Origin of the sequence: Nocardia noduli, assembly GCF_019038455.1 — a bacterium.
Lineage (GTDB): Bacteria > Actinomycetota > Actinomycetes > Mycobacteriales > Mycobacteriaceae > Nocardia > Nocardia noduli.
Genome location: NZ_JAFMPL010000004.1, coordinates 17,870 through 40,238 on the forward strand (window position 1 = coordinate 17,870; position 22,369 = coordinate 40,238).

Annotated in this window: 18 protein-coding genes; 7 read left to right on the forward strand and 11 right to left on the reverse strand. The window is 68.1% G+C overall.

Features of this window, described 5'->3' with window-relative positions; translation table 11 throughout:
• Positions 1-30: 30 nt before the first annotated feature.
• The 9 genes from pgsA to JZ792_RS04255 all read right to left on the reverse strand — a co-directional run bounded on the left by pgsA (position 31) and on the right by JZ792_RS04255 (position 10,930).
• On the reverse strand, positions 31-741 hold the full coding sequence (gene pgsA / locus JZ792_RS04215; RefSeq protein ID WP_216907019.1) for a phosphatidylinositol phosphate synthase: 711 nt from the start codon (positions 739-741) through the stop codon (positions 31-33).
• An 88-nt stretch (positions 742-829) separates the two neighbouring features.
• A complete protein-coding gene (locus tag JZ792_RS04220) occupies positions 830-1,426 on the reverse strand; it encodes an ATP adenylyltransferase (RefSeq protein WP_216907022.1) in 597 nt (198 codons plus the stop codon).
• Positions 1,423-3,483, reverse strand: coding sequence for a threonine--tRNA ligase (gene thrS, locus JZ792_RS04225; RefSeq protein WP_216907024.1), 2,061 nt, complete (start codon positions 3,481-3,483; stop codon positions 1,423-1,425). Before thrS ends, JZ792_RS04220 begins: the two co-directional genes overlap by 4 nt.
• 149 nt (positions 3,484-3,632) lie before the next feature.
• Positions 3,633-4,268, reverse strand: a complete 636-nt coding sequence (locus JZ792_RS04230; RefSeq protein WP_216907026.1) for a (2Fe-2S)-binding protein — start codon at positions 4,266-4,268, stop codon at positions 3,633-3,635.
• Positions 4,268-4,696: a TIGR02611 family protein gene (locus JZ792_RS04235; RefSeq protein WP_216907028.1), complete on the reverse strand. Its 429-nt coding sequence runs from the start codon at positions 4,694-4,696 to the stop codon at positions 4,268-4,270. Before JZ792_RS04235 ends, JZ792_RS04230 begins: the two co-directional genes overlap by 1 nt.
• Before the next feature lie 21 nt (positions 4,697-4,717).
• On the reverse strand, positions 4,718-6,964 hold the full coding sequence (locus JZ792_RS04240) for a SulP family inorganic anion transporter (RefSeq protein WP_216907030.1): 2,247 nt from the start codon (positions 6,962-6,964) through the stop codon (positions 4,718-4,720).
• Between the two features lie 312 nt (positions 6,965-7,276).
• Positions 7,277-9,499, reverse strand: a complete 2,223-nt coding sequence (locus tag JZ792_RS04245) for a SulP family inorganic anion transporter (protein ID WP_216907032.1) — start codon at positions 9,497-9,499, stop codon at positions 7,277-7,279.
• Between the two features lie 326 nt (positions 9,500-9,825).
• The gene (locus tag JZ792_RS04250; protein ID WP_254189277.1) at positions 9,826-10,647 is read right to left on the reverse strand and encodes a SigB/SigF/SigG family RNA polymerase sigma factor; all 822 of its coding nucleotides are present in this window, start codon (positions 10,645-10,647) and stop codon (positions 9,826-9,828) included.
• Between the two features lie 67 nt (positions 10,648-10,714).
• The gene (locus JZ792_RS04255; RefSeq protein WP_216907034.1) at positions 10,715-10,930 is read right to left on the reverse strand and encodes a hypothetical protein; all 216 of its coding nucleotides are present in this window, start codon (positions 10,928-10,930) and stop codon (positions 10,715-10,717) included.
• 47 nt (positions 10,931-10,977) lie between these two features.
• On the opposite strand from JZ792_RS04255, the gene JZ792_RS04260 reads away from it, so the two are divergent.
• On the forward strand, positions 10,978-12,435 hold the full coding sequence (locus JZ792_RS04260) for an aldehyde dehydrogenase family protein (RefSeq protein WP_216907036.1): 1,458 nt from the start codon (positions 10,978-10,980) through the stop codon (positions 12,433-12,435).
• A 170-nt stretch (positions 12,436-12,605) separates the two neighbouring features.
• Here the strand turns inward: JZ792_RS04260 and JZ792_RS04265 are convergent, their stop codons facing one another.
• Together JZ792_RS04265 and JZ792_RS04270 are read right to left on the reverse strand one after the other, a co-directional pair.
• Entirely contained in the window at positions 12,606-18,527 is a 5,922-nt protein-coding gene (locus JZ792_RS04265) for a non-ribosomal peptide synthetase (protein WP_216907038.1), read from the reverse strand.
• 96 nt (positions 18,528-18,623) lie between these two features.
• Positions 18,624-19,082, reverse strand: a complete 459-nt coding sequence (locus JZ792_RS04270) for a MarR family winged helix-turn-helix transcriptional regulator (protein ID WP_216907040.1) — start codon at positions 19,080-19,082, stop codon at positions 18,624-18,626.
• A gap of 45 nt (positions 19,083-19,127) precedes the next feature.
• Here JZ792_RS04270 and JZ792_RS04275 point away from each other — a divergent pair, with 45 nt between their 5' ends.
• The 6 genes from JZ792_RS04275 to JZ792_RS04300 all read left to right on the forward strand — a co-directional run bounded on the left by JZ792_RS04275 (position 19,128) and on the right by JZ792_RS04300 (position 22,327).
• The gene (locus tag JZ792_RS04275; protein WP_216907042.1) at positions 19,128-19,994 is read left to right on the forward strand and encodes an SDR family NAD(P)-dependent oxidoreductase; all 867 of its coding nucleotides are present in this window, start codon (positions 19,128-19,130) and stop codon (positions 19,992-19,994) included.
• A 99-nt stretch (positions 19,995-20,093) separates the two neighbouring features.
• On the forward strand, positions 20,094-20,444 hold the full coding sequence (locus JZ792_RS04280; protein WP_216907044.1) for an ADP-ribosylation/crystallin J1: 351 nt from the start codon (positions 20,094-20,096) through the stop codon (positions 20,442-20,444).
• Between the two features lie 189 nt (positions 20,445-20,633).
• The gene (locus JZ792_RS04285; protein WP_216907046.1) at positions 20,634-21,179 is read left to right on the forward strand and encodes a heavy-metal-associated domain-containing protein; all 546 of its coding nucleotides are present in this window, start codon (positions 20,634-20,636) and stop codon (positions 21,177-21,179) included.
• A gap of 102 nt (positions 21,180-21,281) precedes the next feature.
• Positions 21,282-21,497, forward strand: coding sequence for a hypervirulence associated TUDOR domain-containing protein (locus JZ792_RS04290; protein ID WP_216907048.1), 216 nt, complete (start codon positions 21,282-21,284; stop codon positions 21,495-21,497).
• 227 nt (positions 21,498-21,724) lie between these two features.
• Positions 21,725-21,880, forward strand: a complete 156-nt coding sequence (locus JZ792_RS04295) for a DUF6131 family protein (RefSeq protein ID WP_216907050.1) — start codon at positions 21,725-21,727, stop codon at positions 21,878-21,880.
• A 48-nt stretch (positions 21,881-21,928) separates the two neighbouring features.
• Positions 21,929-22,327, forward strand: coding sequence for a hypothetical protein (locus JZ792_RS04300; protein WP_216907053.1), 399 nt, complete (start codon positions 21,929-21,931; stop codon positions 22,325-22,327).
• The last annotated feature ends 42 nt before the right edge of the window (positions 22,328-22,369 follow it).

A 22,369-nucleotide genomic window follows, 5' to 3' on the forward strand; every position in this document is an offset into this window, starting at 1 on the left:
CGCCGCCACCCGTGCCGTGGCCCGGCGATCTCACGACGGCTGACCCGCCGCGTCCGCCGCGCCGGAGGCCGTGTCTCCCGTATCCGGACCCCGCGGTTTCGTGGGCGGAATCACCTCACGCGCGCCCGGCGAATTACGCACCGCGAGCACCCGCTGGAAGACCGTGACGATGCTCAGCACCGCCAGGATCCACATCGCGACGTGCACCGCCCAGGTGAGCCACTCGATATCCCAGTATCCGCCGATTCCGGTGAAACCCGCGCCGACCAGCACGATGATCAGCCGGTCCGGGCGTTCGATCAGACCGCCGTCGGCGGAAAGTCCGCTCGCCTCGGCGCGCGCCTTGGCATAGGAGATGACCTGCGAGGTCACCAGGACCACCAGCGTCGCGAACAGCAGCGCCCTGTTGTTCTCGTGGTAGACCGCCCACCAGGCGAGCCCGCCGAAGATCGCGCCGTCTGCGACCCGGTCGCAGGTCGCGTCGAGCACCGCGCCGTATCGGGTGCCGCCGCCGCGCGCGCGGGCCATCGCGCCGTCGAGCATGTCGAACATGACGAACAGCCAGATCACCATCGTGCCCCAGAACAGGTGCCCGCTGGGGAACAGCGTGAGCGCGGCCGCGATGGAGGCGGTGGTGCCGATGACGGTCACCGCGTCCGGAGTGAGCCCCGTCTTGACCAATGCCTTGCCCAGCGGCGCTGTCGCCTTCGCGAACGCCTCGCGGCCGAAGAAGCTCAGCACCTCTAGTCCGTTTCCCGCTCGACCGTGCGCGGCCGCGTACCGGGGTTGGCCACCCGGGCGGCTTCGATGACCGCGGCCACGCGATCGCTCACTCCGATTCCTTCCATGCCTGCGCGAGTAGCGCCCTGGTCTCCCGTAGCAACTGCGGCATCACCTTGACCCCGCCGACGACGGTGATGAAATTGGCGTCGCCGCCCCAGCGCGGCACGATGTGCTGGTGCAGGTGATCGGCCAGCGATCCGCCCGCCACACCACCGAGATTGAGTCCGACATTGAAACCGTGCGGCCTGGACACGCTCTTCATCACCCGGATCGCCCGCTGGGTGAAGGCCATCAACTCGGCGCTCTCGGCGTCGGTGAGGTCTTCCAGGTTGGCGACGACCCGGTAGGGCACGACCATCATGTGCCCCGGGTTGTACGGGTAGAGGTTGAGTACCGCGTAGACGAGTTCGCCGCGCGCGATGATCAGGCCGTCCTCGTCGGACATCATCGGGATGTCGGTGAAGGGATGCCCGGTCGAATCCGCCGGACGGGCGGTGGCCGCCTCGGCGATATAGGACATCCGGTACGGGGTCCAGAGTCGTTGCAGCCGATCGGGTTCGCCCGCGCCCCTGTCCACGATGCTGCCGTCGTCCACGATGCCGTCCAGTTCTTCCAAGCCGTCCGGCGCGGGCCGCTCGCTCATATCCGCTCCGCCGACACGATCTCGAAACCCTCCGCCGTCGGCGAGGCGTTCTTGCGATCGGCGATCCACGCGATGACCGTCGCCACCGCGTCGGCCACCGGCACCCCGTTGACCTGGGTGCCGTCGCGGAAGCGGAAGCTCACCGCGCCCGCGTTCACGTCACGCTCGCCGGCGAGCAGCATGAACGGCACCTTCTGGGCGGTGTTGTTGAAGATCTTCTTCTGCATCCGGTCGTCGCTGCGATCGACCTGGGCGCGGATCCCCGCGTCCTGCAACCGTTCGACGACCAGGTCCAGATGCGGCGCGAAAGCCTCGGCGACCGGAATGCCGACCACCTGGACCGGCGAGAGCCAGGCGGGGAACGCGCCCGCGTAATGCTCGGTCAGTACGCCGAAGAACCGCTCGATGGAACCGAACAGCGCGCGGTGGATCATCACCGGACGCTGTTTGGTGCCGTCGGAGGCGGTGTACTCGAGGTCGAAACGTTCGGGCAGGTTGAAGTCGAGCTGGATGGTCGACATCTGCCAGGTGCGCCCGAGCGCGTCCTTGGCCTGCACGGAGATCTTCGGGCCGTAGAAGGCGGCCCCGCCCGGATCGGGAACCAGGTTCAGGCCCGAGGCCGAGGCGACCTTCGACAGGGTCTCGGTCGCCTCTTCCCAGATCTCGTCGGAGCCGACGAACTTCTTCGGATCCTTGGTCGACAGCTCCAGGTAGAAATCGTCGAGGCCGTAGTCCTTGAGCAGATCGAGCACGAATTGCAGGGTGCCGGTCAGCTCCGCGTGCATCTGCTCCTTGGTGCAGTAGATGTGCGCGTCGTCCTGGGTCATGCCGCGTACGCGGGTGAGTCCGTGGATCACGCCGGACTTCTCGTAGCGGTAGACCGAGCCGAATTCGAACAGCCGCAGCGGCAGCTCCCGGTAGGACCGTCCGCGCGCCCGGAAGATCAGGTTGTGCATCGGGCAGTTCATCGGCTTGACGTAGTAGTCCTGGCCGGGTTTGCGGACGGTGCCGTCCTCGTTGAATTCGGCGTCGAGGTGCATCGCCGGGAACATGCCGTCGCGGTACCAGTCCAGGTGTCCGGAGACCTCGAACAGGTGGCCCTTGGTGATATGCGGGGTGTTGACGAATTCGTATCCGGCGGCCACGTGGCGGCGGCGCGAGTACTCCTCGAGTTCCTTGCGGATGATGCCGCCCTTGGGGTGGAACACCGGCAGTCCGGAACCGAGTTCGTCGGGGAAGCTGAACAGATCCAGCTCCAGCCCCAGTTTGCGGTGGTCGCGGCGTTCGGCCTCGGCCAGCAGGTGCAGGTGCTCGTCCATCGCCTCCTGGGACTCCCAGGCGGTGCCGTAGATCCGCTGCAGATCCTCGCGCTCCTGGTCACCGCGCCAGTAGGCGGCCGAGCTGCGGGTGAGTTTGAAGGCGGGAATGAATTTGGTGGTCGGAATGTGCGGGCCGCGGCACAGGTCGGCCCAGATCCGCTCGCCGGTACGCGGATCGAGATTGTCGTAGATGGTCAGCTCTTTACCGCCGACCTCCATGATCTCCGGATCGTCGATCCCGGATTTGTCGCTGATCAGCTCCAACTTGAACGGTTCGCCCGCCAATTCGACCCTGGCGTCGTCCACCTCGACCACGCGACGCGAAAAGCGCTGCGCGCCTTTGACGATCTTCTTCATCCGGGATTCCAGCTTCGCCAGATCCTCCGGGGTGAAGGGGCGTTCGACCCGGAAGTCGTAGTAGAAGCCGTCCTTGATGGGCGGGCCGATGCCGAGTTTCGCCTCGGGGAACTCCTGCTGCACCGCCTGGGCCAGCACGTGCGCGGCCGAATGCCTGATCACGCTGCGGCCGTCGTCGGAGGCGGCGGTGACCGCCTCCACCTCGACGTCGGTCTCGGGGATCCAGGACAGATCGCGCAGCGCGCCCTCGACGTCGCGCACCACGACGACGGTGTCGGGGCCCTTCGTCGGCAGACCGGCCTCCCGCACCGCGGCGCCCGCCGTCGTCCCGGCCTGCACCCGGACGAGGGCGGCAGGGCTGATCGGTGCTGAGGTGGTCACGGCAGCGCACTCCTTGACGTTCTCGTGGGCGGGTCTTTCCCGCGCGCGTCATCACCGGAGACACGTTTGCTCCGGCGCGACCATGCTAACCGTCCGCGCCGCGCGCGCATTCACGCCGTACGGCTGGACGGCGCGAGGTTCGGGCTTCCTCAGCTCCGGGCGGCCGTCGCCTCGAGCAAGGCCGCGCGGTCGGCGGCGGGACGTTTGGGGCAACTGGTGCACATCTGGCAGCCGGGAACCTCGAAGACCAGGCAGCAGGAGATTCTGCGTACGAAAGTGCGCCCACCGACATCGACGAAACGCGGCGCGGGCAACTTCCCGCCGATCTCGGCGGCGAGCCTGCTGCCCGCGGCGGGATCGCCCGCGTCGATGGCGCGATTGCCGATGGCGTCGGCGACGATCGCCCAGAGCGCGGCGACACCGGCGCCGGAGACCTCGGCCACCGGCGGGATCACCGTGGCGAGCGTGTCGTGCAAACCCTCGGCGGGAGCGCGGACCTCGGAGCCGTCGGCGCGGGCGTCCCCGGTCGCCGCCGAAACCCGCACCCGTTCCACGCCACCGTCGGGTCGCATGTCGCAGTCCAGGTTCCGCAATTCCGGCGTCGGCGTGGACTCGCCGTCGATATAGGCCCGCACGAGCTGTTCGACCAGCGCGGAGGCCGTCATGCACCACCACAGCGTGCCCGCGATGCGCGGCGTGGTGGTCCCCCAGGACCGGCCCATCTCCGCGATCCGCGCGGTCAGCCACTCCGGGTGCGTGAGTGTGGTTCCGGGAACGGAACCCACTACATGAGGGGACTGTGCAACCATTCCGATTCGACTCCGATCCAGCCGCCGACCATTCCGAATGTGCCGAGAATCCATAGCGTCGCGATCACCAGTAACGCGGTGGCCAGCGCCGCGCTCACCCGCAGTACCGGGCCACGCGCGGTGTACCAGGCCATGACCTGCCGATATTTATCCCGCAACCAGCCGAGCGCGTGGCGCGCCCAGGAGAATTCGGTGGCGAGGATGCCGAGCCCGGCGAAAACGATCGCCCAGCCGGGCCCGGGGTACGGAATAGCGAGGATTCCCACGATCAGTACCGCCGTGCCGACGAACCCGACACCGATCCGGTAGGCGAGGTTCAGCGTAGGCCGCGCGGCCACGCCCGCGCGGAAGGCACGCCAACCGGTCGGCGGCGGCGTGGACCGGGGATCGAGATCCGTACTCACACCGCCAGCGTACGAGGTCGCTCAGACCAGCTCCGGTGTCATCGGGTCCGGCGCGGTGTCATCGATGTGGGCGAGCCCGTCGACGGTGACCTCGATGACCCTGGCACTGGCGATGTCGAAGAACAGTCCCGACACCGTGACCCCGCGTTCGGCGATCGCCGCTCGCACGGCGGGATGACGGTGCAACGTCTCCAGCTGCGTCGCCACGTTCACCATGCTGAGCTGGTCCACCTCGCCGAATCCGGCCTCGCGGGCCGCGACCGCCACCGGATGTTCGTGCCGGAACCGGTCCAGACTCGGCTCGGCGTGCGCGAGCCACGCGCTGATCCCGGGATCGGCCTGCGCGCCCGAGTACAGCGCCGCCATCGCGCCGCAGGAGGAGTGACCGCAGACCACGATGGTTCGCACGTTCAGTTCCTGGAGCGCGAACAGCAGCGCGGCCTCCACCGAGGCGTCGCCCTCGACGGGCACCAGATTGCCGACATTGCGGACGGTGAACAGGTCGCCCGGCCCGCTGTTGGTGATGACATTGGGCACCACGCGCGAATCGGCGCAGGTCAGAAAGAACGAATCCGGATCCTGCCGGTCGCGCAGTTCGTCGAGATGCGGACGCACGACGTGGGCGTGGCTGCGGTGATAGGCGGCGACGCCCGCGGCCAGCGGATCGCGGTGACGATCCTCGCGCCGCCACGGTCCGAGGATCTCCTCGAATACCGCGCGGCCGAAACCGCGAGCGGGCGGGCCCGCTGTCGCGTCGGCCATCCGGACGCTGCCGATCTCCACGAAATCGACGCTGCCGCCGTTGCTCTCCTGCTGGCGCACCCATTCCTCGATGGCCTCGAAGGCCGCGTGGTCGAGGAAGTCGACGGTCATCTCGACGGTGACGTCGGCGTCGACGGGCACCTTGGCGAATTCCGTGGACAGTTTGGGCAGGGCGAGGAAGGTGCACGAGCCATCGATGGTGATGAGCCAGCGTTGCGAGGCCGGGATCGGCGCGGCCACTATCGCCACCCGCACGACCCGCCACAGCAGCAGGCCGAAGGCGAGCACGAGTCCGATGATGACGCCTTCCAGCAGGTTGAGCAGCACGACGCTCACCACCGTCACCGCGTAGACCAGCAGGTCACCGGTGCGCCGCGCGAGTTTGATGTGGGCCAGTTTCACCAACTGGATGCCGATCACGATCAGCAGACCGGCCAGGGCCGCCTTGGGGATCTGTTCGACCAGTCCGACCAGCGCGACCGAGAACAGCAGGATCCACACACCGTGCATGATCGCCGAGGCCCGGCTGCGGGCGCCCGCCTGCACGTTGGTGGCGCTGCGCACGATGACGCCGGTCACCGGAAGACCGCCGACCAGGCCGGACAGTACATTGGCCGAACCCTGTCCGATGAGCTCGCGGTCGAAATGCGTGCGCGGACCGGTGTGCATCTTGTCCACCGCGACGGCCGACAGCAGGCTTTCGACGCTGGCGATCAGGGCGATCGTCAGCACCATGACCGCGACGGAGGACCAGCCGCCGTCCGGGATCTGCGGCAACGCGACGGCGTCGAACAGCGAACCGCTGAGGACGAGTTTCTCGGCGCCGGTGGGCAGCACGGTCGCCAGGACGGTGGCGACGACGACCGCGACCAGCGGCCCCGGCACCACCCGCACCTTGGCCGGGACGTAGCGCCAGCCGAGCATGATCGCGATGACCACACCGCCGACGAACGCGCCGCCGCCGTGCAGCGACATCAGCTGGGCGGGCAGTTCGGTGATGTTGTTCCACGCCGAACTGTGCGACGATCCGCCGAGCAGCACGTGGACCTGTTGCAGCGCGATGGTGATGCCGATGCCCGCGAGCATGGCGTGCACGACGACCGGCGCGACAGCCAACGCGGCGCGTGCGATTCGACTGAGCCCGAACAGGATTTGCAGCACACCCGCCGCGACGACGATGAAACAGGTGACACGCCAACCGAATTGACTGATGGATTCGGCGACCACCACGGTCAGGCCCGCGGCCGGGCCGCTGACCTGCAAGGTGGACCCGCCGATGACGCCCGCGACGATACCGCCGATGATCGCGGCCACCAGGCCCGCGGCGACGGGCGCACCGGAGGCCACCGCGATGCCGAGCGAAAGTGGCAGCGCGACAAGGAATACCACGATCGAAGCGGGCAGATCGTGGCGCACGATGGATGCCAGACGATCGGATCGTGTTGCGGTAGTTCTCTTTTCAGCCCCGAATCCCGGTGGGGCCAGATCGTTCTCGACAGCCATCATTACTCCTTCGCCGACTCGGCGGCGTGGCGCGGGAGCGGACGGCTCCCGACGGCCCGGCACCGAGTTCGGTTGACGATCGTTTGTCCAACTGGGCAATAGACCGCGAACCGGCATCTCGCGGTGAAGCAGGTCCCGACACGACATCGGATCGAGATGTAAACCAGATCAAGATTATTGGTAAAGACTTAGCAAAACCTGAGAATTTGCCGAGGAGTGTCTCGTTCGATACAAGAGTTCCGATGTGATCCGCTCCACACCGCCGTCCCGGCGCGGCGCCGGATCGAACATCACGGAACGATAACGGATCGGAGGTCAGACCGGCTCGGCGGTGACGCGGGCGCCCCTGTCGTCGAAATCGGCGATCCCGTCGACGGTCACCTCGATCACCCTCGCGGTCGCCAGGTCGAAGAACAGCCCGGATACCGCGACACCGCGTTCCTCGACGCCACGGCGCACCGCCGGATAGGCCAGCAGCGATTCCAGCTGGACGGCCACGTTCACCATGCCCAATTGGTCCACTTCGCCGAAGCCCGCGAGTGCCGCCGCGACCGCGACCGGATGTCCCAGCCGGAATCGGTCCAGACTCGGTCGGGCGTATGCCAGCCAGTCGCCGAAGCCGGGATCGGCCTGCACCTCGCGGTGCAGCGCCTCCATCGCACCGCACCCGGAATGCCCGCAGACCACGACCGCGCGGACGTCCAATTTCTCCAGCGCGTAGATCAGCGCGGCCTCCACCGAGATATCGCTGCCGCCGACCGGCACCAGATTGCCGACATTGCGGACGGTGAACAGATCACCGGGACCGCTGTCGGTGATCACGTTCGGCACGATTCGCGCGTCGGCGCAGGTGAGGAAGAAGGAGTGGGCATCGTGACGATCGCGAAGTTCGTTCAGATGCGGCCGCATCAGATGCGCGTGACCACGGTGATAGGACGCGATACCGGCGGCGATCGGGTCGACGCGACCACCGCTGTGCCGCCGCGGACCGATCACCCGATCGAGCACCTGCCGGGAGTGGCCGCGCTCGGGCGGTCCGGCGGGCGCCGCCGCCATGCGGGCGGTGCCGATCTCCACGAAATCGACCGTCCCGCCCTCGGATTCACGACGGCGCGCCCATTCGGTGAGCACCTCGTAGGAGGCGTGATCGAGGAAGTCGACGGTCAGCTGCACCGTGACCGGCGGGCCCGCGGGCACCTTCGCCAGTTCGGCGGTCAGTTTCGGCAGGGCCAGGAAGGTGCAGGTGCCGTCGACGGTGACCTTCCAGCGGCCCGTCTCCGGGACAGGTCCGGCGCAGATCGTCACCCTGACCACCCGCCACAGCAGCAGCGCGAACGACAGCGCGAGCCCGATCAGCATGCCCAGCAACAGATTCCAGAAGACCACACCGAGCACGGTGGCGAGGTAGACGTACAGTTCGCCGGTGCGTCGCGCCAGTCGGATATGCGCCAGTTTGACCAACTGCACGCCGATCAGGATGAGCAGTCCGGCCAGCGCGGCCTTGGGGACCTGTTGCACCACCGCGGCCAGGGCCACCGCGAACAGCAGGATCCACAGACCGTGCAATACGGTCGCGGCCCTGGTCTGCGCGCCCGCGTTGGCGTTGGTCACGCTGCGCACGATGACCGCCGCGATCGGCAGGCCGCCGAGCAGTCCCGAGGTGACGTTCGCCGCGCCCTGACCGACGAGTTCGCGATCGAAATCGGTCGACCCGCCGGGACGCGCCTTGTCGACCGCGACCGCCGACAGCAGCGTCTCGACACTGGCGATCAGCGCGACGGTCACCATCGTCATACCGATCGCGAACCAGCCGCCGTGCGGCAGGGCGGGCAGGCCGATCGCGTCCACCAGCGAGCCGTTGAGCACCAGCCGCTCCACGTGGGTCGGCAGCGCGAGCGACAGCACCGTCGCCACGACCACGGCGACCAGCGGTCCCGGCACCACACGCACCGGTCGCGGCACGTATTTCCAGCAGATCAGGATGGCGATGACGACCAGCCCCATGCACAGATCGCCCTTGTGCACCGACATCAGTTGATGCGGCAGCTGGATCACACTCTGTAGGGACGAGCTCAGCGAATTGCCGCCGAGCAGTACGTGCACCTGTTGCAGCGCGATGATGACGCCGATCCCGGCGAGCATCCCGTGCACGACCACCGGGGCGATGGCGAGCGCGCCGCGCGCGATCCGGCTGAGCCCGAACAGGATCTGGAGCAGGCCCGCGCCGACGGTGACGAAACAGGTGACGGCCCAACCGAAGTGGTGCACGGATTCGGCCACCACCACGGTGAGGCTGGCCGTGGGCCCGCTCACCTGTACCGCCGATCCGCCGACGGCGCCCGCGACGACGCCGCCGACCACCGCGGCGATCAGTCCCGCGGCGACCGGCGCGCCGGAGGCGACCGCGATGCCGAGCGAAAGGGGTAGTGCGACAAGGAAAACAACCACCGACGCGGGCACGTCGTGACGCAGTACCCGGTGGTGGACAAGAGCGTGGAGCCGCGACGTCCGCGGTACGGAATCGGTGTCGGTGGACATAATTCTCCTTCGCCGGATCTCACGGATCCGGTTCATCGGTCGAACATGTACTGGCATCGAAGGCGAGTGGCGGGCGAAGCTCGAGCCTCTCGTGGAACGCGACCCGAAGGAACACGGGTCGCCCAAATGGTAAAGACTTCGCAAAACATATGAAAAGCTTTTGGAGTACGGGGCACCAACCGCGACCCAACTGTGACCTAAGTCACAGTCGAGAAGTCGCGATCCCGAAGCCGCCTCGGCGCGATCACCACCGACGAGAACGGCCCGGCGGCACAGGGCCGCCAGGCCGTCGATGAGGGTTCGCGAGGTGTGTGGACGAGCCCCCGTCAGTCTCCGAGTGCGCGTTCGCGCAGATCCGCCAGGATCCGGGTCAACGTCCGTGAGATGTGCATCTGTGAGACACCGAACCGTTCGGCGATCCGGGACTGACTCTGCCCTTCGAAGAACCGCAGGCGCAGGACCGCGCGGTCGATATCGGACAGGTCGGCCAGCAGCGGGGCGACGGTGAGCGCGTCCTCGGCCAGGCCGTAGCCCGGGTCGTCGTCGCCCAGGGTTTCGGTGACCGGGGCGGCGTAGGTCTCTGCGTCGGAGGTCTGGGCGGCGCAGTCGAGGGAATCGGTCCGATACGCGTTGGCCGCCAGCAAAGCCTGGGTCACCTCGGTCAGGTCCGCGTCGAGTTCGACGGCGATCTCGACGGCGGTCGGCGGTCGCTCCAGACGCTGCGACAGCGCTTCGACCGCGGGACCGAGGGTGAGTTTGAGATCCTTGATCCGGCGCGGCACCCGGACCGCCCAGGTGTGGTCGCGGAAATGCCTGCGCACCTCGCCCATGATCGTCGGGACGGCGAAGGCGAGGAAATTCGATCCGCGGTCCGGGTCGAACCGGTCCACCGCGAGCACCAGACCGAGCGAGGCGATCTGATGCAGGTCGTCGTAGGTTTCGCCGCGACCGGTGAATCTGCGCGCGATGTGGTCGGCCAGCGGCAGACAACATCGCACGATCTCCTCGCGCAGCACCGCGCGCTCCGGATCGTCGGCCGGGATCGACGCCAGCCGCGCCAATCGCGGCTCGATATCGTCGTAGCCGTCGGCGCGGGCTCGTCCCACCCGCGTCGCGGCGTCACTGTCTCGCATGATCGTCGATGCCATGAGTCTCCTCGTGCCGGACGGGGAACTCTGCGCGCTCCACGTGACCCGGACGGTTCGAGTGTTGTGTTCACACGGCGGCGGTGACGGCTTCAGCGCGTCCACCGATGACAAACCGGCGCATCTTGGCCGGGCACATGATCATCCCACAGAGCGCTGTGCCGGTAAACGGCTCGCGACCGGCGAAGCCGACCGGCACGAGCACGAATCCCGACCGCCGCACGACGATCCCGACCGCGACCGAAGACCTTGACCGCGCCTCCGACTCGATGCTAAGCAGATGCACAGCATTCGAATCGCATCGATTGCCTCGGCCACGAGAAGGAATCCGCAATGACGCTGCAGTCGATTTTGGACGAAATACAGAAGCGCCCCGGCACGGGTGATGTCATTCCGATCATCGATCCGGTGACCGAGGAACAGATCACCGAGTTCACCGACTGCGGCGAGGACGCGGTGAACGAGGCCGTGGCCCGTGCGAAGGCGTCGTTCGAATCGGGTGTCTGGAACGGTCTGCCCGGGCGCGAGAAGGCCAAGATCATGTGGCGCATCGCGGATCTGATGGATCACTACCTCGACGAACTCGCCGAACTCGATTCCCTCAACACCGGCATGCCGCTGGCCCAGGCGAAGATGATCGTGCCCACCTGCGCGGAGTTCTTCCGCTACTACGCGGGCTGGTGCACCAAGGTCAACGGCACCGCGCACGAGGTGCAGATGCAGGGCGGCGTCTCCGGCGCGTTCGCCGAGATGCACGCCTACACCCTCAAAGAGCCCTACGGCGTGGTCGGCCTGATCTTCCCGTGGAACGGCCCGGTCTTCAACGCGTGCGCCAAGATCGCGCCCGCCCTGGCCGCGGGCTGTAGCACCATCGTCAAACCCGCCGAGGAGACGCCGCTGTCGGCGGTGCTGCTCGACCGGATCATCCGCGAAGCGGGCGTTCCCGACGGTGTCGTCAACCTGGTGACCGGCTACGGCCACACCGCGGGCGCCGCGCTCACCGCGCATCCCGATGTCGAGAAGATCGCCTTCACCGGTTCGACCGAGGTCGGCAAGAAGATCGTGCAGGCCTCGGCGGGCAACCTCAAGAAGGTCATGCTCGAACTCGGCGGCAAGTCGCCGGTCCTGATCTACGACGACGCCGATCTGAACATGGCCATCATGATGGCGGCGATGGGCATCTTCGTGCACTCCGGCCAGGGCTGCGTCTGCGGTTCGCGCATCTTCGTCCAGCGCGGTGTCTACGACCAGGTCGTGGAAGGTATCGCGACCGTGGCGAACAACCTGAAACTCGGTGGGCCGAAGGAAGAGGGCTCGATGATCGGCCCGCTGATCAGCCAGAAGCAGCTCAACCGCGTCATGGGCTACCTCGACGAAGGCAAGAAGGACGGCGTCGAGGTCGTCACCGGCGGACATCGGCTCGACCGCACCGGCTACTTCGTGCATCCGACCGTGCTCGCGAACGTCGATCCCGCGACCAGCAGGCTGTACAAGGAAGAGATCTTCGGCCCCGTGGTCACCGTCCTGCCGTTCGACAGCGACGACGAGGCCGTCGCGATGGCCAACGACACGACCTACGGTCTGGCGGCCACCGCGTGGACGACCAACCTCAGTCGCGCGCACAACCTCGCCAAGCGGCTCGACGCGGGCACGGTCTCGCTCAACTGCCAGCTGGTCTTCGACCACGGCGTCCCGTTCGGCGGCTACAAGCAGTCCGGCTGGGGCCACGAATTCGGCAAGGAAGGCATCGAGGGCTACATGAAGACGAAGTCGGTCTGGGTCCAGCTCTGACCGATTCGTGACTGTTCGTCCCGGTTCACGCCCAGGTGCACCGGGATGGACTGTCGTGCACCGGCCCTCGCGGCGGTGCGGGGCGCTGACGTGCGCCGCTACGGCGGGTCCGGTAGTCGATGGCTTGGTGATTCGGCCGGTAGCGCGGGTTCGGCTACCGGCCGAATCGGTTATCGCACCGTGGACCGGGCGGGCGCGAGCAGACCCGTTTCCTGGAATCTGCGCAGGCAACGATCGATCACGGCGCGGTCGACTCTCGGGCAACTGATTCCGGTGCCGAGGAGCGCGGTGCGGGTCGCGGTGTCGTCGAGCACCAGATCCGCGAGACCGGTCGCGTCCACGTCGACGTAATTGCCGACGAGCAGCGCGGCCCGGGCCAGATCGTCGCCCGGTGCCACACCGTATTCCCCCAGTCGTTCGGCGAGTGCGAGCTGGGCTTGTTCCGGTGTGACCGTGCGCATCGGGTAGCCCAGGCGCACCAGTCCGGTCAGCAGTTCCGCGACCGGAGTCGGTTCGGTGTTCACGAGGTGGTAGCGCTCACCGTGCGGAATACCGCGCACGACCAGTGCCGCGATCCCCGCGGCGACGTAGTCGACCGGTGCGAGCGACACCACCGCGTCACCCACGTCGGGCGCGGTCCCGAGCAGCGCCGCGGCACGGACCATCGTCCACAGCGAGTCGTCGGCGGATATCGCGCCGGTGCGGGCCGAAGCGCCGACCAGGCCAGGGCGATACACCGCGACCGGCAAGCCGCGTTCGCCCGCGCGCAGCACCAGTTGTTCGGCCACCCATTTGCCCGCGACGTAGCCGTGCCTGTTCACCTCGGCCGCCGTGATCTCGGTGCTCTCGTCGACGAAACCGGTACGGTCCGGCCCGAGCACCGCGTCCAGGGTCGACACCAGGTGGACCGGGATCGCCCGCGCCGACGCCGCGAGACGCAGCACCTCGCGGGTGCCGCCCACATTGGCGGCGCGCAACTGCCCGTAGGTCGCGAGATGGTTCACCAGCGCGCCGTTGTGCACGATGGCCGAGAGCCGTCCCGCCAGCGTGTCGAAACTCGCCCGATCCAGTCCGAGCCGGGGTTCGGCGAGATCGCCCGGTACGGCGGTGACGCGATCGGGCAGGTCGTCGTTGGCGAGGTCGTAGCTCGCCAGGGCGGCGCGCAGCCTGCGCAGCCCGTCGGCCCGGTCGGTGGCGCGGACGAGGCAGAACACCTCGCGGGCGGTGTTGTCGAGCAGTTCACGCAGCAGGTGGGCGCCGAGGAATCCGGTGGCGCCGGTGAGCAGCAGCGGCCCGTCCGGATCCGCGGGATCCAGGCCGTCGACGGTGAAATCGTCGTCGAGTTCGGCGTCGGCGGACAGGGTTTCGGCGAAGCGACGCGGATCGGCGTCGTGCTCGGCCGAGGCGAGAGCGCGCACGGTCGCGGCCGCGAACAGCGCGCGCGGCTCGACGTGCAGGCCGAGTCGGTCGGCCAGCGCGGTGCGCAGGGTGAACATCAGCAGTGAGGTGCCGCCCAGTTCGAAGAAGTCGTCGTCGGGGCCCACCGAATCCAGTCCGAGCACCTCGGCGAAGACCGCGGCGATGGCGTGTTCGCGGGCGGTCGCCGGGGCGGACGGCACGTCACCGGTGGCCCGACTCCCCCGCGGTTCGGCGTCGGTGACGGCCCCGTCGATCTCGGCGATATCCCCCAGCTCGCGCACGGGGCGGTCCGGATCGGCGAGAGCGGCGGCCAGGACGGTCCGGTATCCGGCGGCGAAATGGTCGACGTCGGCCGCGTCGAATACGGCGGTGTCGTAGCGGAAGGTGGCGCGGGGCGGGTTCTCCCGCACGGTGAGGGTGAGGTCGAACTGCGCGATGTCCTGAGGCAGATCGAGCAGTTCCAGGCACATTCCGTCCAGGACCAGTGGCGGTGGCGCGGGCAGGTTCTCGAAGGAGAAGACCGTGCGCAGCAACGGATGTCCGCCTTCGACGCGGGGTGCGTCCACAGCGTCGATGACGCGGTCGAACGGGATGTCGGCGTGGTCGAAGGCATCGAGCGCGATCGTGCGCACGGCGGCGACGAGTTCGCGGAAGGAGGTGTCCGGATCGATCCGGACCCGCAGCGGCACCGTGTTGACGAACATCCCGACCATCCGGTCCAGCGCGGGATGTCCGCGTCCGGCCACGGGTGTGCCGATCACCATGTCGGTGCGGTCGCCGAGCCGGTGCAGCAGCACCGCGTAGGCGGCGAAGGCCACCATGAACGGGGTGCTGTCGCCCAGCGCGCGGCTCGGCGCGGCGAGGTCGACCGTGACGGCCGCCCCGCGTTCACCGCGCTCACCCCGCCGCCCGCGACGCGACGGTAACGGGAGTCGGTCGGGGGCATCGGCCAGTACCGAACGCCAGTAGGCGAGTTGTCCGGACGCGGTCGATTCCGGGTCGGCGGGGTCACCGAGCAGCGCGTGTTGCCACAGCGCGTAGTCGGCGTACCGCACCGGCAGCGGATCCCACGCCGGTGCGGTCCCGGCCCGCGCCGCCGTGTACGCGGCGGTGAGATCGGCGATCAGCGGACCGAGCGACCAGCCGTCGGCGGCGATGTGATGGGCGACCAGGACAAGCACGTGCTCGTCGGTGGCACCGGCGGACCGGAACAGGCGGGCGCGCACGGGCGGGTCGACCGCCACGTCGAACGGTTCGGTGGCGAAGCGGTGCACGGCGGTCGTGAGATCGGCGTCGATCTCGTGCGGTGCGAGATCGATGGCCGTCGCCGCGTCGGCGACGCTCGACAGGTGTTGGCGCGCGGAGGTCCCCGCCTCCGGGTAGACGGTGCGCAGCGCCTCGTGCCGGTCCAGCACGGCGTGCAGCGCGGTCGCGAGGGCGACCCGGTCCAACGGTCCGGTCAGTCGCACGGCGACCGGCAGGTGGTAGGCGGCGGAATCGGGCAGCAGCTGGTTGAGCAGCCACAGCCGCAATTGCGCGGGCGCGAGCGGCACGAGTTCGGGACGCGGCAGCGCGACGAGTTCGGGACGGTGCGCGGCCGTCGCGTGCGCGAGCACGGCGGCCAGTTCCGCGACGGTCGGCGCGTCGAACAACGTGCGGACGGTCACCGAGAGCCGGGCCGCGACCCGGGTGGCCGACAGCGAGGTACCGCCGAGAGTGAAGAAATCGTCGTCGGCGCCGATCGGTTTCGACGGCCCGAGCACCTCGGCGAAGACGGCGGCCACACGTTCCTCCGCGATTCCGGCCGGGGCGCGGAATTCGTTCTGCCCGAAGACCGGCGCGGGCAGCCGCCGAGTGTCCAGTTTGCCGTTCGTGGTGAGCGGCAGCGTCTCCAGCACCTCGTAGGCGGCCGGGCGCAAATAGGAGGGCAGCAGCCGTGCCACCGCCGCCCGGACTGCGGGACGGACGATCCCCGCCCCCGGTTCGGCCACCAGGTAGGCCACCAGATGCGTTCCGGTGCGCGGATCGGTGTGCGCGGTGACGGCGGCGCGGGCGATCCCGGGCAACGAGGTCAGCACGGTCTCGATCTCACCGGGTTCGATCCGATGCCCGCGCACCTTGATCTGGAAATCGCCGCGTCCGTGATAGAGCAGCGCGTATCCGGTGCCCGAGCCGTCGTCGGTGATGGTCACCAGGTCGCCGGTGCGGTACAGCCGCCCGCCGGGCGGACCGAACGGGTCGGCCACGAAACGGTCCGAGGTCAGCGCGGCGCGGCCGTGGTAGCCGCGGGCCAGCGCGGGCCCGCCGATATACAACTCGCCGAGCACGCCCGGCGGGACCGGCCGCAGCGCCACGTCGAGCACCACCGCGTGGAATCCGCGCAGCGGCGCGCCGATGGTCACCGGCCGACCTTCGACCAGTTCGCCGATGGTCGCGATATCGGTGGCCTCGGTGGGACCGTAGCCGTTGCGCATGAGCCGACCCGGGGCCCACGCGTCGACCAGATCGGACCTGATCGCCTCACCGCCGACGCCGAGCACCGTCAGATCGGGCAGCGTCGCCGGATCGAGGGTCGCCAGCACGGCGGGGGTGATGATCGCGTTGCTCACCCGTTCGCGTCGCATCAGTTGGGCGAGATCGGGGCCCGCGACGACGAACCGCGGGGCGACGACCAGCGTCGCGGCCCCGGCGAGGGCGCACAACTGCTCCCCCACCGCCATGTCGAATCCGGGTGAGGCGTGGTGCAGTGCCACCGCACCGGGGCGCAGGGCGTAGCGATCGCGACGTTCGGCGGCCAGATTCGCCAATCCGCCGTGCGTCACCATGACCCCCTTGGGGCGACCGGTCGAGCCGGAGGTGTAGATCAGATACGCCGGATGCGCGGCCGACAGCGCCGCGGTGCGCTCGGCGTCGGTCACCGGGCCGCGATGCTCGCCCGGAGGCGTCGAGAGCAGATCGTCGAGCAGGATCACCCGCGTGCCCTCGGGCAGTTTGTCCGCGTATTCGGCTGTGGTGAGCGCGATCTCGGCGCCACTGTCGGCGAGCACGTATTCGATCCGCTCGTCGGGGTAGCTCGGATCGACGGGGACGAACGCCGCGCCCGCCTTGGTGACCGCCCACACGGCCGCCACCGATTCGGCCGACCGCTCCAGCATCGTCACCACCAGGCGCTCCGGTCCCGCGCCCGCCTCGATCAGCGCACGCGCCAATACGTCGGTGCGGATATCGAAATCCCGGTAGGTCCAGCGTGATTCGCCGTACACCACGGCCGTGCCGTCCGGATCGCGGCGCACCGCGGAGGCGATCAACGCCGCCAGTGTGTCGGCGGGACCGGTCTTCGGACCGCGCCACGGCACCAACGCCCGGCGTTCTTCCTCGTCGACCAGGTCGAACCCGCCGACCGTCGCCGAGGGATCACCGATGAGATGGTCGAGCAGACACAGGAAACGCGCGTGATGCGCGGCCAGTTCGGCGGGCGTGTAGCGGTTCGGGTTCCCCTCGAATTCGACGCGGAGCCCGTTCGCGGAACCGGGATAGACATTCAGCGTCAGATCCGGCACCGGACCGGTGCCGAGCAGATGCAGGGTGCCATGCGCCGGGCCGAGTTCCACCGAGGACTGGAAGTTCATGATGTTGACCGCGGGTCCGAAATCTCGTGTGCCATAGCGTGTTCCGCCACCATCGGCTTCCCTGATCATATCCTCGCCGCGATAGCGCTGATGCCGCAGCGCGCCGCTCAGTTCGGCACGCGCGGACGTCATCAGATCGGCCAGCCGGGCCGACTCCGGCACCGGGAGACGCAGCGGCACCACATTGCTCACCGAACCGGCGGACCGTCGCAGTGCCGCCGTCGTCCGCGCCGCCACCGGCAGACTCAGGGTGACCTCCGGTGCGCGCGTCACTCGCGCGAGGTACCCGCCGAAGACCGCCACCAGCACCGCCGCCGTCCCCGCGCCGCCGGAGACCCGCTCCAGCGGCTCCGCGTCCAGATCGGCACCGGCCACCACCGAATGCGCGGCGAGCTCCCCGGGACGGGTCGCGAGACCGACCGCTTCCGGCAATCCGGCGACGCGGTCGGCCCAGTAGCGGCGATCCGTCTCGAACCGAGTCGATGCCCGATAGGCGCGATCGGCCTCCAGCAGGATGTCCGGGGTGCCGAGCGCGGGCGGCGCGAGTTCGACGCCGTCGAGCATCTGCCCGTAGATCTGCGCGTGCCGTCGTGCCAGCGTCATCGCGCCGTATCCGTCGAGTACGAGATGGTGCGCGCGGGTGTAGACGAGGTGATGTTCCGGACCGATCCGCAGAATCGTGGACCACATGGGCGCGTCGACGGTCACGTCGACCGGTGTACGCCGGTCCCGCCCGATCCACGCGAGCGCGGCGGCGTGCGGATTCGGCTCCGCGGTCATATCCAGGAAATCGACCTCGTCGTACTGGTCGAATTCGAGCCGCTGCCACGGCGTGCCGTCGTCGTCGACGCCGAATCCGAGGTAGCCGCCCAACTCACGCGCCGCGTACCTGGCGGCCGCGGCGTACACGCCACGATCGAGCGGACCCGTCACATCCGTGTACTGGGTGATCGTGAGCGGCACATCGCCGTGGAGATTCTGGGCGAACCACACTTCGCGCTGGGCCGAGGTCAAGGGCAGCTTCGTGTCCCGATCCGGTTCCATGGCACTACCTCGAGCTTCCGATCAACACCTTTAGGTAAGGCTTTCCTCACCACCATAGTCATGGGGCAAAGAGCGATACAGAATCGATGCGGACCACTACCGGCGTGACGAACCGGCGTCGGACTCGGGACCTGCGGCGCCAACCAGGTCGGCCAACTCGTCCAACAACTCCACGATCCGACGCTGCTGCTCCGGGGACAACCGGGGCATTTCCGCGATCAGCGCGGTCTCGATGGGCGCGCGTCCGCGGGTCCGGAACACCTCGACCATCGTCGCCGGATCGACGCTCACCAGGACGCGGCGTCCGTCGGCCGGATCGGGCGCGGTCACCAGCAGACCCTCGTCGCGGTATCGGGCCACGATGCGCGACACCAGACTCTGCACGATCGCCGTCCGGTCGGTGATCTCGCGAATCGAGGATTCGGGATGCACCGCGACATCCTCGATGACCGCGTAGTCGCTCGGGGCGAATCGGCGCGGGCCGGTATTGCCGGTCGCGGCGAAGGCGACGGCCCGCAGGCGACGAGCGAGAAGATGCAGGCTGGCGGCGTCCATTCCGGCAATGTACATCACTAGTTATATAAATTAGGATTCATCACTATGTATGGAATCGGCGAGCTACCCCACCTGATCAAGCACAGCCTCGATACCCAGGTGAGCCTGTCCCGACTGCGCAGGCGGCACACGCTCGACGAGCGGGTGGCGGGCCGGACGGTGGTGATCACCGGCGCGTCCTCCGGCATCGGCCGCGCGGCGGCCGTGCGTATCGGGGCGGCGGGCGCCACCGTCGCACTGATCGCCAGACGCGAACCCGAACTGCGCGAGGTCGCCGCGCAGATCGAGGGCCTCGGCGGCAAAGCGGCCGTATATCCTTGCGATCTCAATGATTTCGACGCGCTCGACGCGACGGCGGCCCGGATCCTCGCCGATCACGGCGGCGTCGACATCCTGGTCAACAACGCGGGCCGTTCCATCCGCCGCCGCCTCGACGAGTCCTACCACCGCTTCCACGACTACGAACGAACCATGCGGCTCAACTACCTGGCCCCGACCCGCCTCATGCTCGCCCTGCTCCCCAGCATGCGCGAACGGCGCGACGGACAGGTCGTCACCGTCCTGTCGGTGGCCAACCTGTTCGGCGGCCCCGGATACAGCGCCTATGTCGCGTCGAAGGCCGCGCTCGATTCGCTCACCGCCAACCTCCAGGTCGAAACCCTCACCGAGAACATACGATTCACCTCCGTCTACATGCCGCTCGTGCGCACACAGATGATCGCCCCCAACCCGCTCTACCGGAACGCGGCCGCCCTCACCCCCGAGCAGGGCGCGCAGGCGATCTGCGACGCCGTCATCGACCGCCCCCGCCGTATCGGCCCGGTCCTCGGCCGTATCGCCGCCCTCATCGATCGAGTCGTGCCCGAACGCTTCGACGCCGTCCGCAGCGCACGTTTCCAACTCGGCGTGTGAGCTGAATCCCTGCCGAACCCCCGTCGCAGGAAAACGACTGGCTGTCGAGAGTCCGGCGATGCGATGCTGCACCGAATACGACACGACCGAGGAACGGCGATGGAGCGACGCGAGACACTGACCCTGTGGCGACCGACGGGTCCGGAGGAACTGGCGCTCGTCGAGGCCTCGGGATGGACGGCATGGCCACCGCGCCTGCCGGATCAGCCGATCTTCTACCCGGTCCTGAACGAGGACTACGCGATACGGATCGCGCGGGATTGGAACGTCCCGGCGTCCGGTGTCGGCTACGTGACCCGGTTCGAGATCGATGCCGGGTTCGCCGCCGGATATCCCGTTCGTCAGGCGGGTGGCCGGACGATCCTCGAACTGTGGGTACCCGCCGAGGAACTCGACGAATTCAACCGCCACATCATCGGACGGATCGAAGTCGTGCGGGAATTCCGCTGAACGGAAACCCGTAGCGTTCGGCGCCACCGACAGCGCTGCGGGTCCGGTCGGACCAATCCGGGACGACGACGGCTCCGAATCAGTGTCAGCGGGTCGAGCCCCCTGGAACGCCGGGGGTTTTCGACGGTCCCGCCTCCCCGTGCTTTCCCTCGCACCGAGACGCTCGCGCTGATGTTCAACGGAGGCATGATGTCTGTACCCGGTCGCCGATCGACGTCATTGTTCATCGCCGGTGTGGTCGTCGCGAGTTCCGCGACCGCCCTGGGATGGACAGCCACCGCCTCCGCCGCTCCCGCGCCGAGGTTCGATCCCGTTGTCGCGCAACTGAAGAGCGGATCGCTGTCGGGCCGGGTCGAATTCGTCCCGCTCGACGAGACCGTCCTCATCGAGGCGTCGTTCACCGGCCTCGACCCTCGCGAGCAGTACTCCGCCTCCATCCACGAATTCGTCACCGCCGCGGGAAAGGGATGCGAAGGCGTCGGCCGTCTCCTCGACCCGATGGACCTGAGCAAATCCCCCGCGTATCGCCCCGATCCGGCCAATTTCGCAACCGCCGCCGTCGGAGATCTCACCGCCAAGTTCGGCAGATTCGAGGCCGACAGGAACGGCGAGTTCGAATTCCGTGGCATCGATTCCACGTTCTCCGTCAACGATCTGGTCGGGCGTCGCTCGTTCATGCTCGACGGACCCGACGGGGCGACCTGCGCCACCATCGAACGGATGCCGCAGGGCTGACCGCGGTCGGCCGTCACAACCTTCCTGACCCAGCAAACTTTCGGTTTCCGATCTCGTCAGGCGGGTAGAGCGTCCGTATCCGAGACGAATCAGGAGCCGGCCATGAAGCGATCGTTCCGCACAGGCGACGCAGTCGAATGGAACAGCCACGGCGGCACCGCCGAGGGTGAGGTGGAAGAAGTGATCACCTCCGATACCGAGGCCGCTGGACGCACGGTGCGAGCGTCCGAGGACGAACCGCAATATCGAGTGCGCAGCGCGAAAAGCGGGCGCGATGCCGTACACAAACCCTCCGCACTACGTCGACACGACGACTGAATACCCGGTATCGACGACGTTGACAGCCGTGTATCCAGCGGAGTTGACTGAGGGTCTACCCATGAAAGTCGCTGGTCACATGCCATAGGCAATCGCGATCCGGTCCGGCGACCGAATCACGGGCGACAGCGAATATGCCCGCGCCGAGTTCGAGGACAGCTCTTCGTCACCGGCGCTCACCCACGGCTCGCGTTTCCGGGCCACCCATCGAAATACGAGAAGTCACCATGATCATCATCGGAATCATCCTGCTCCTGCTCGGCTTCCTCTTCGACATTCCGATTCTGTGGACCATCGGCCTCGTCGTCCTGGTCGTCGGCCTGGTGCTGCTGCTCTTGGGATCGATGGGCCGCGCCGTCGGGGGCCGCCGCCACTATTACTGACCGGTCGGCGGCCACGAGCGGCCGCGACCGAACTCCGAGGAGTCGAAGATGGCCACGAGCACCATCGTCTGGATCATCGTCATCGTGATCGTCGTAGTCCTGCTCCTGGCAGCACTGGGATGGGCACTGCAACGCAGACGCCTCCAACAGCGCCGTGCCGAAGCCGAGCAGATCCGCGCCGAGACCGTCGCGGAGTCCCGACAGGTCCGTCAGCGTGAAGCGATCGCCGACGAGACCGCCGCCGAGGCGCGTGCGGCCGCCGCGCAGGCCGACGCCGAAGCGGCGCGTGCCGCCGGGTTGGAACAGCGAGCATCCGAACACCGCAGCGCGGCGGCGTCCTCACGTGACGAGTTGGACCGGAAACGCGAATACGCCGAGAAGATCGACCCGACATCCGAGACCGTCGACGAAGCGGAGCATTCGACCGGCAGACATCGCACCACATAGCGCACCGGCAACGCCGTCGCCACGTCATCCACGTCGTCAGTA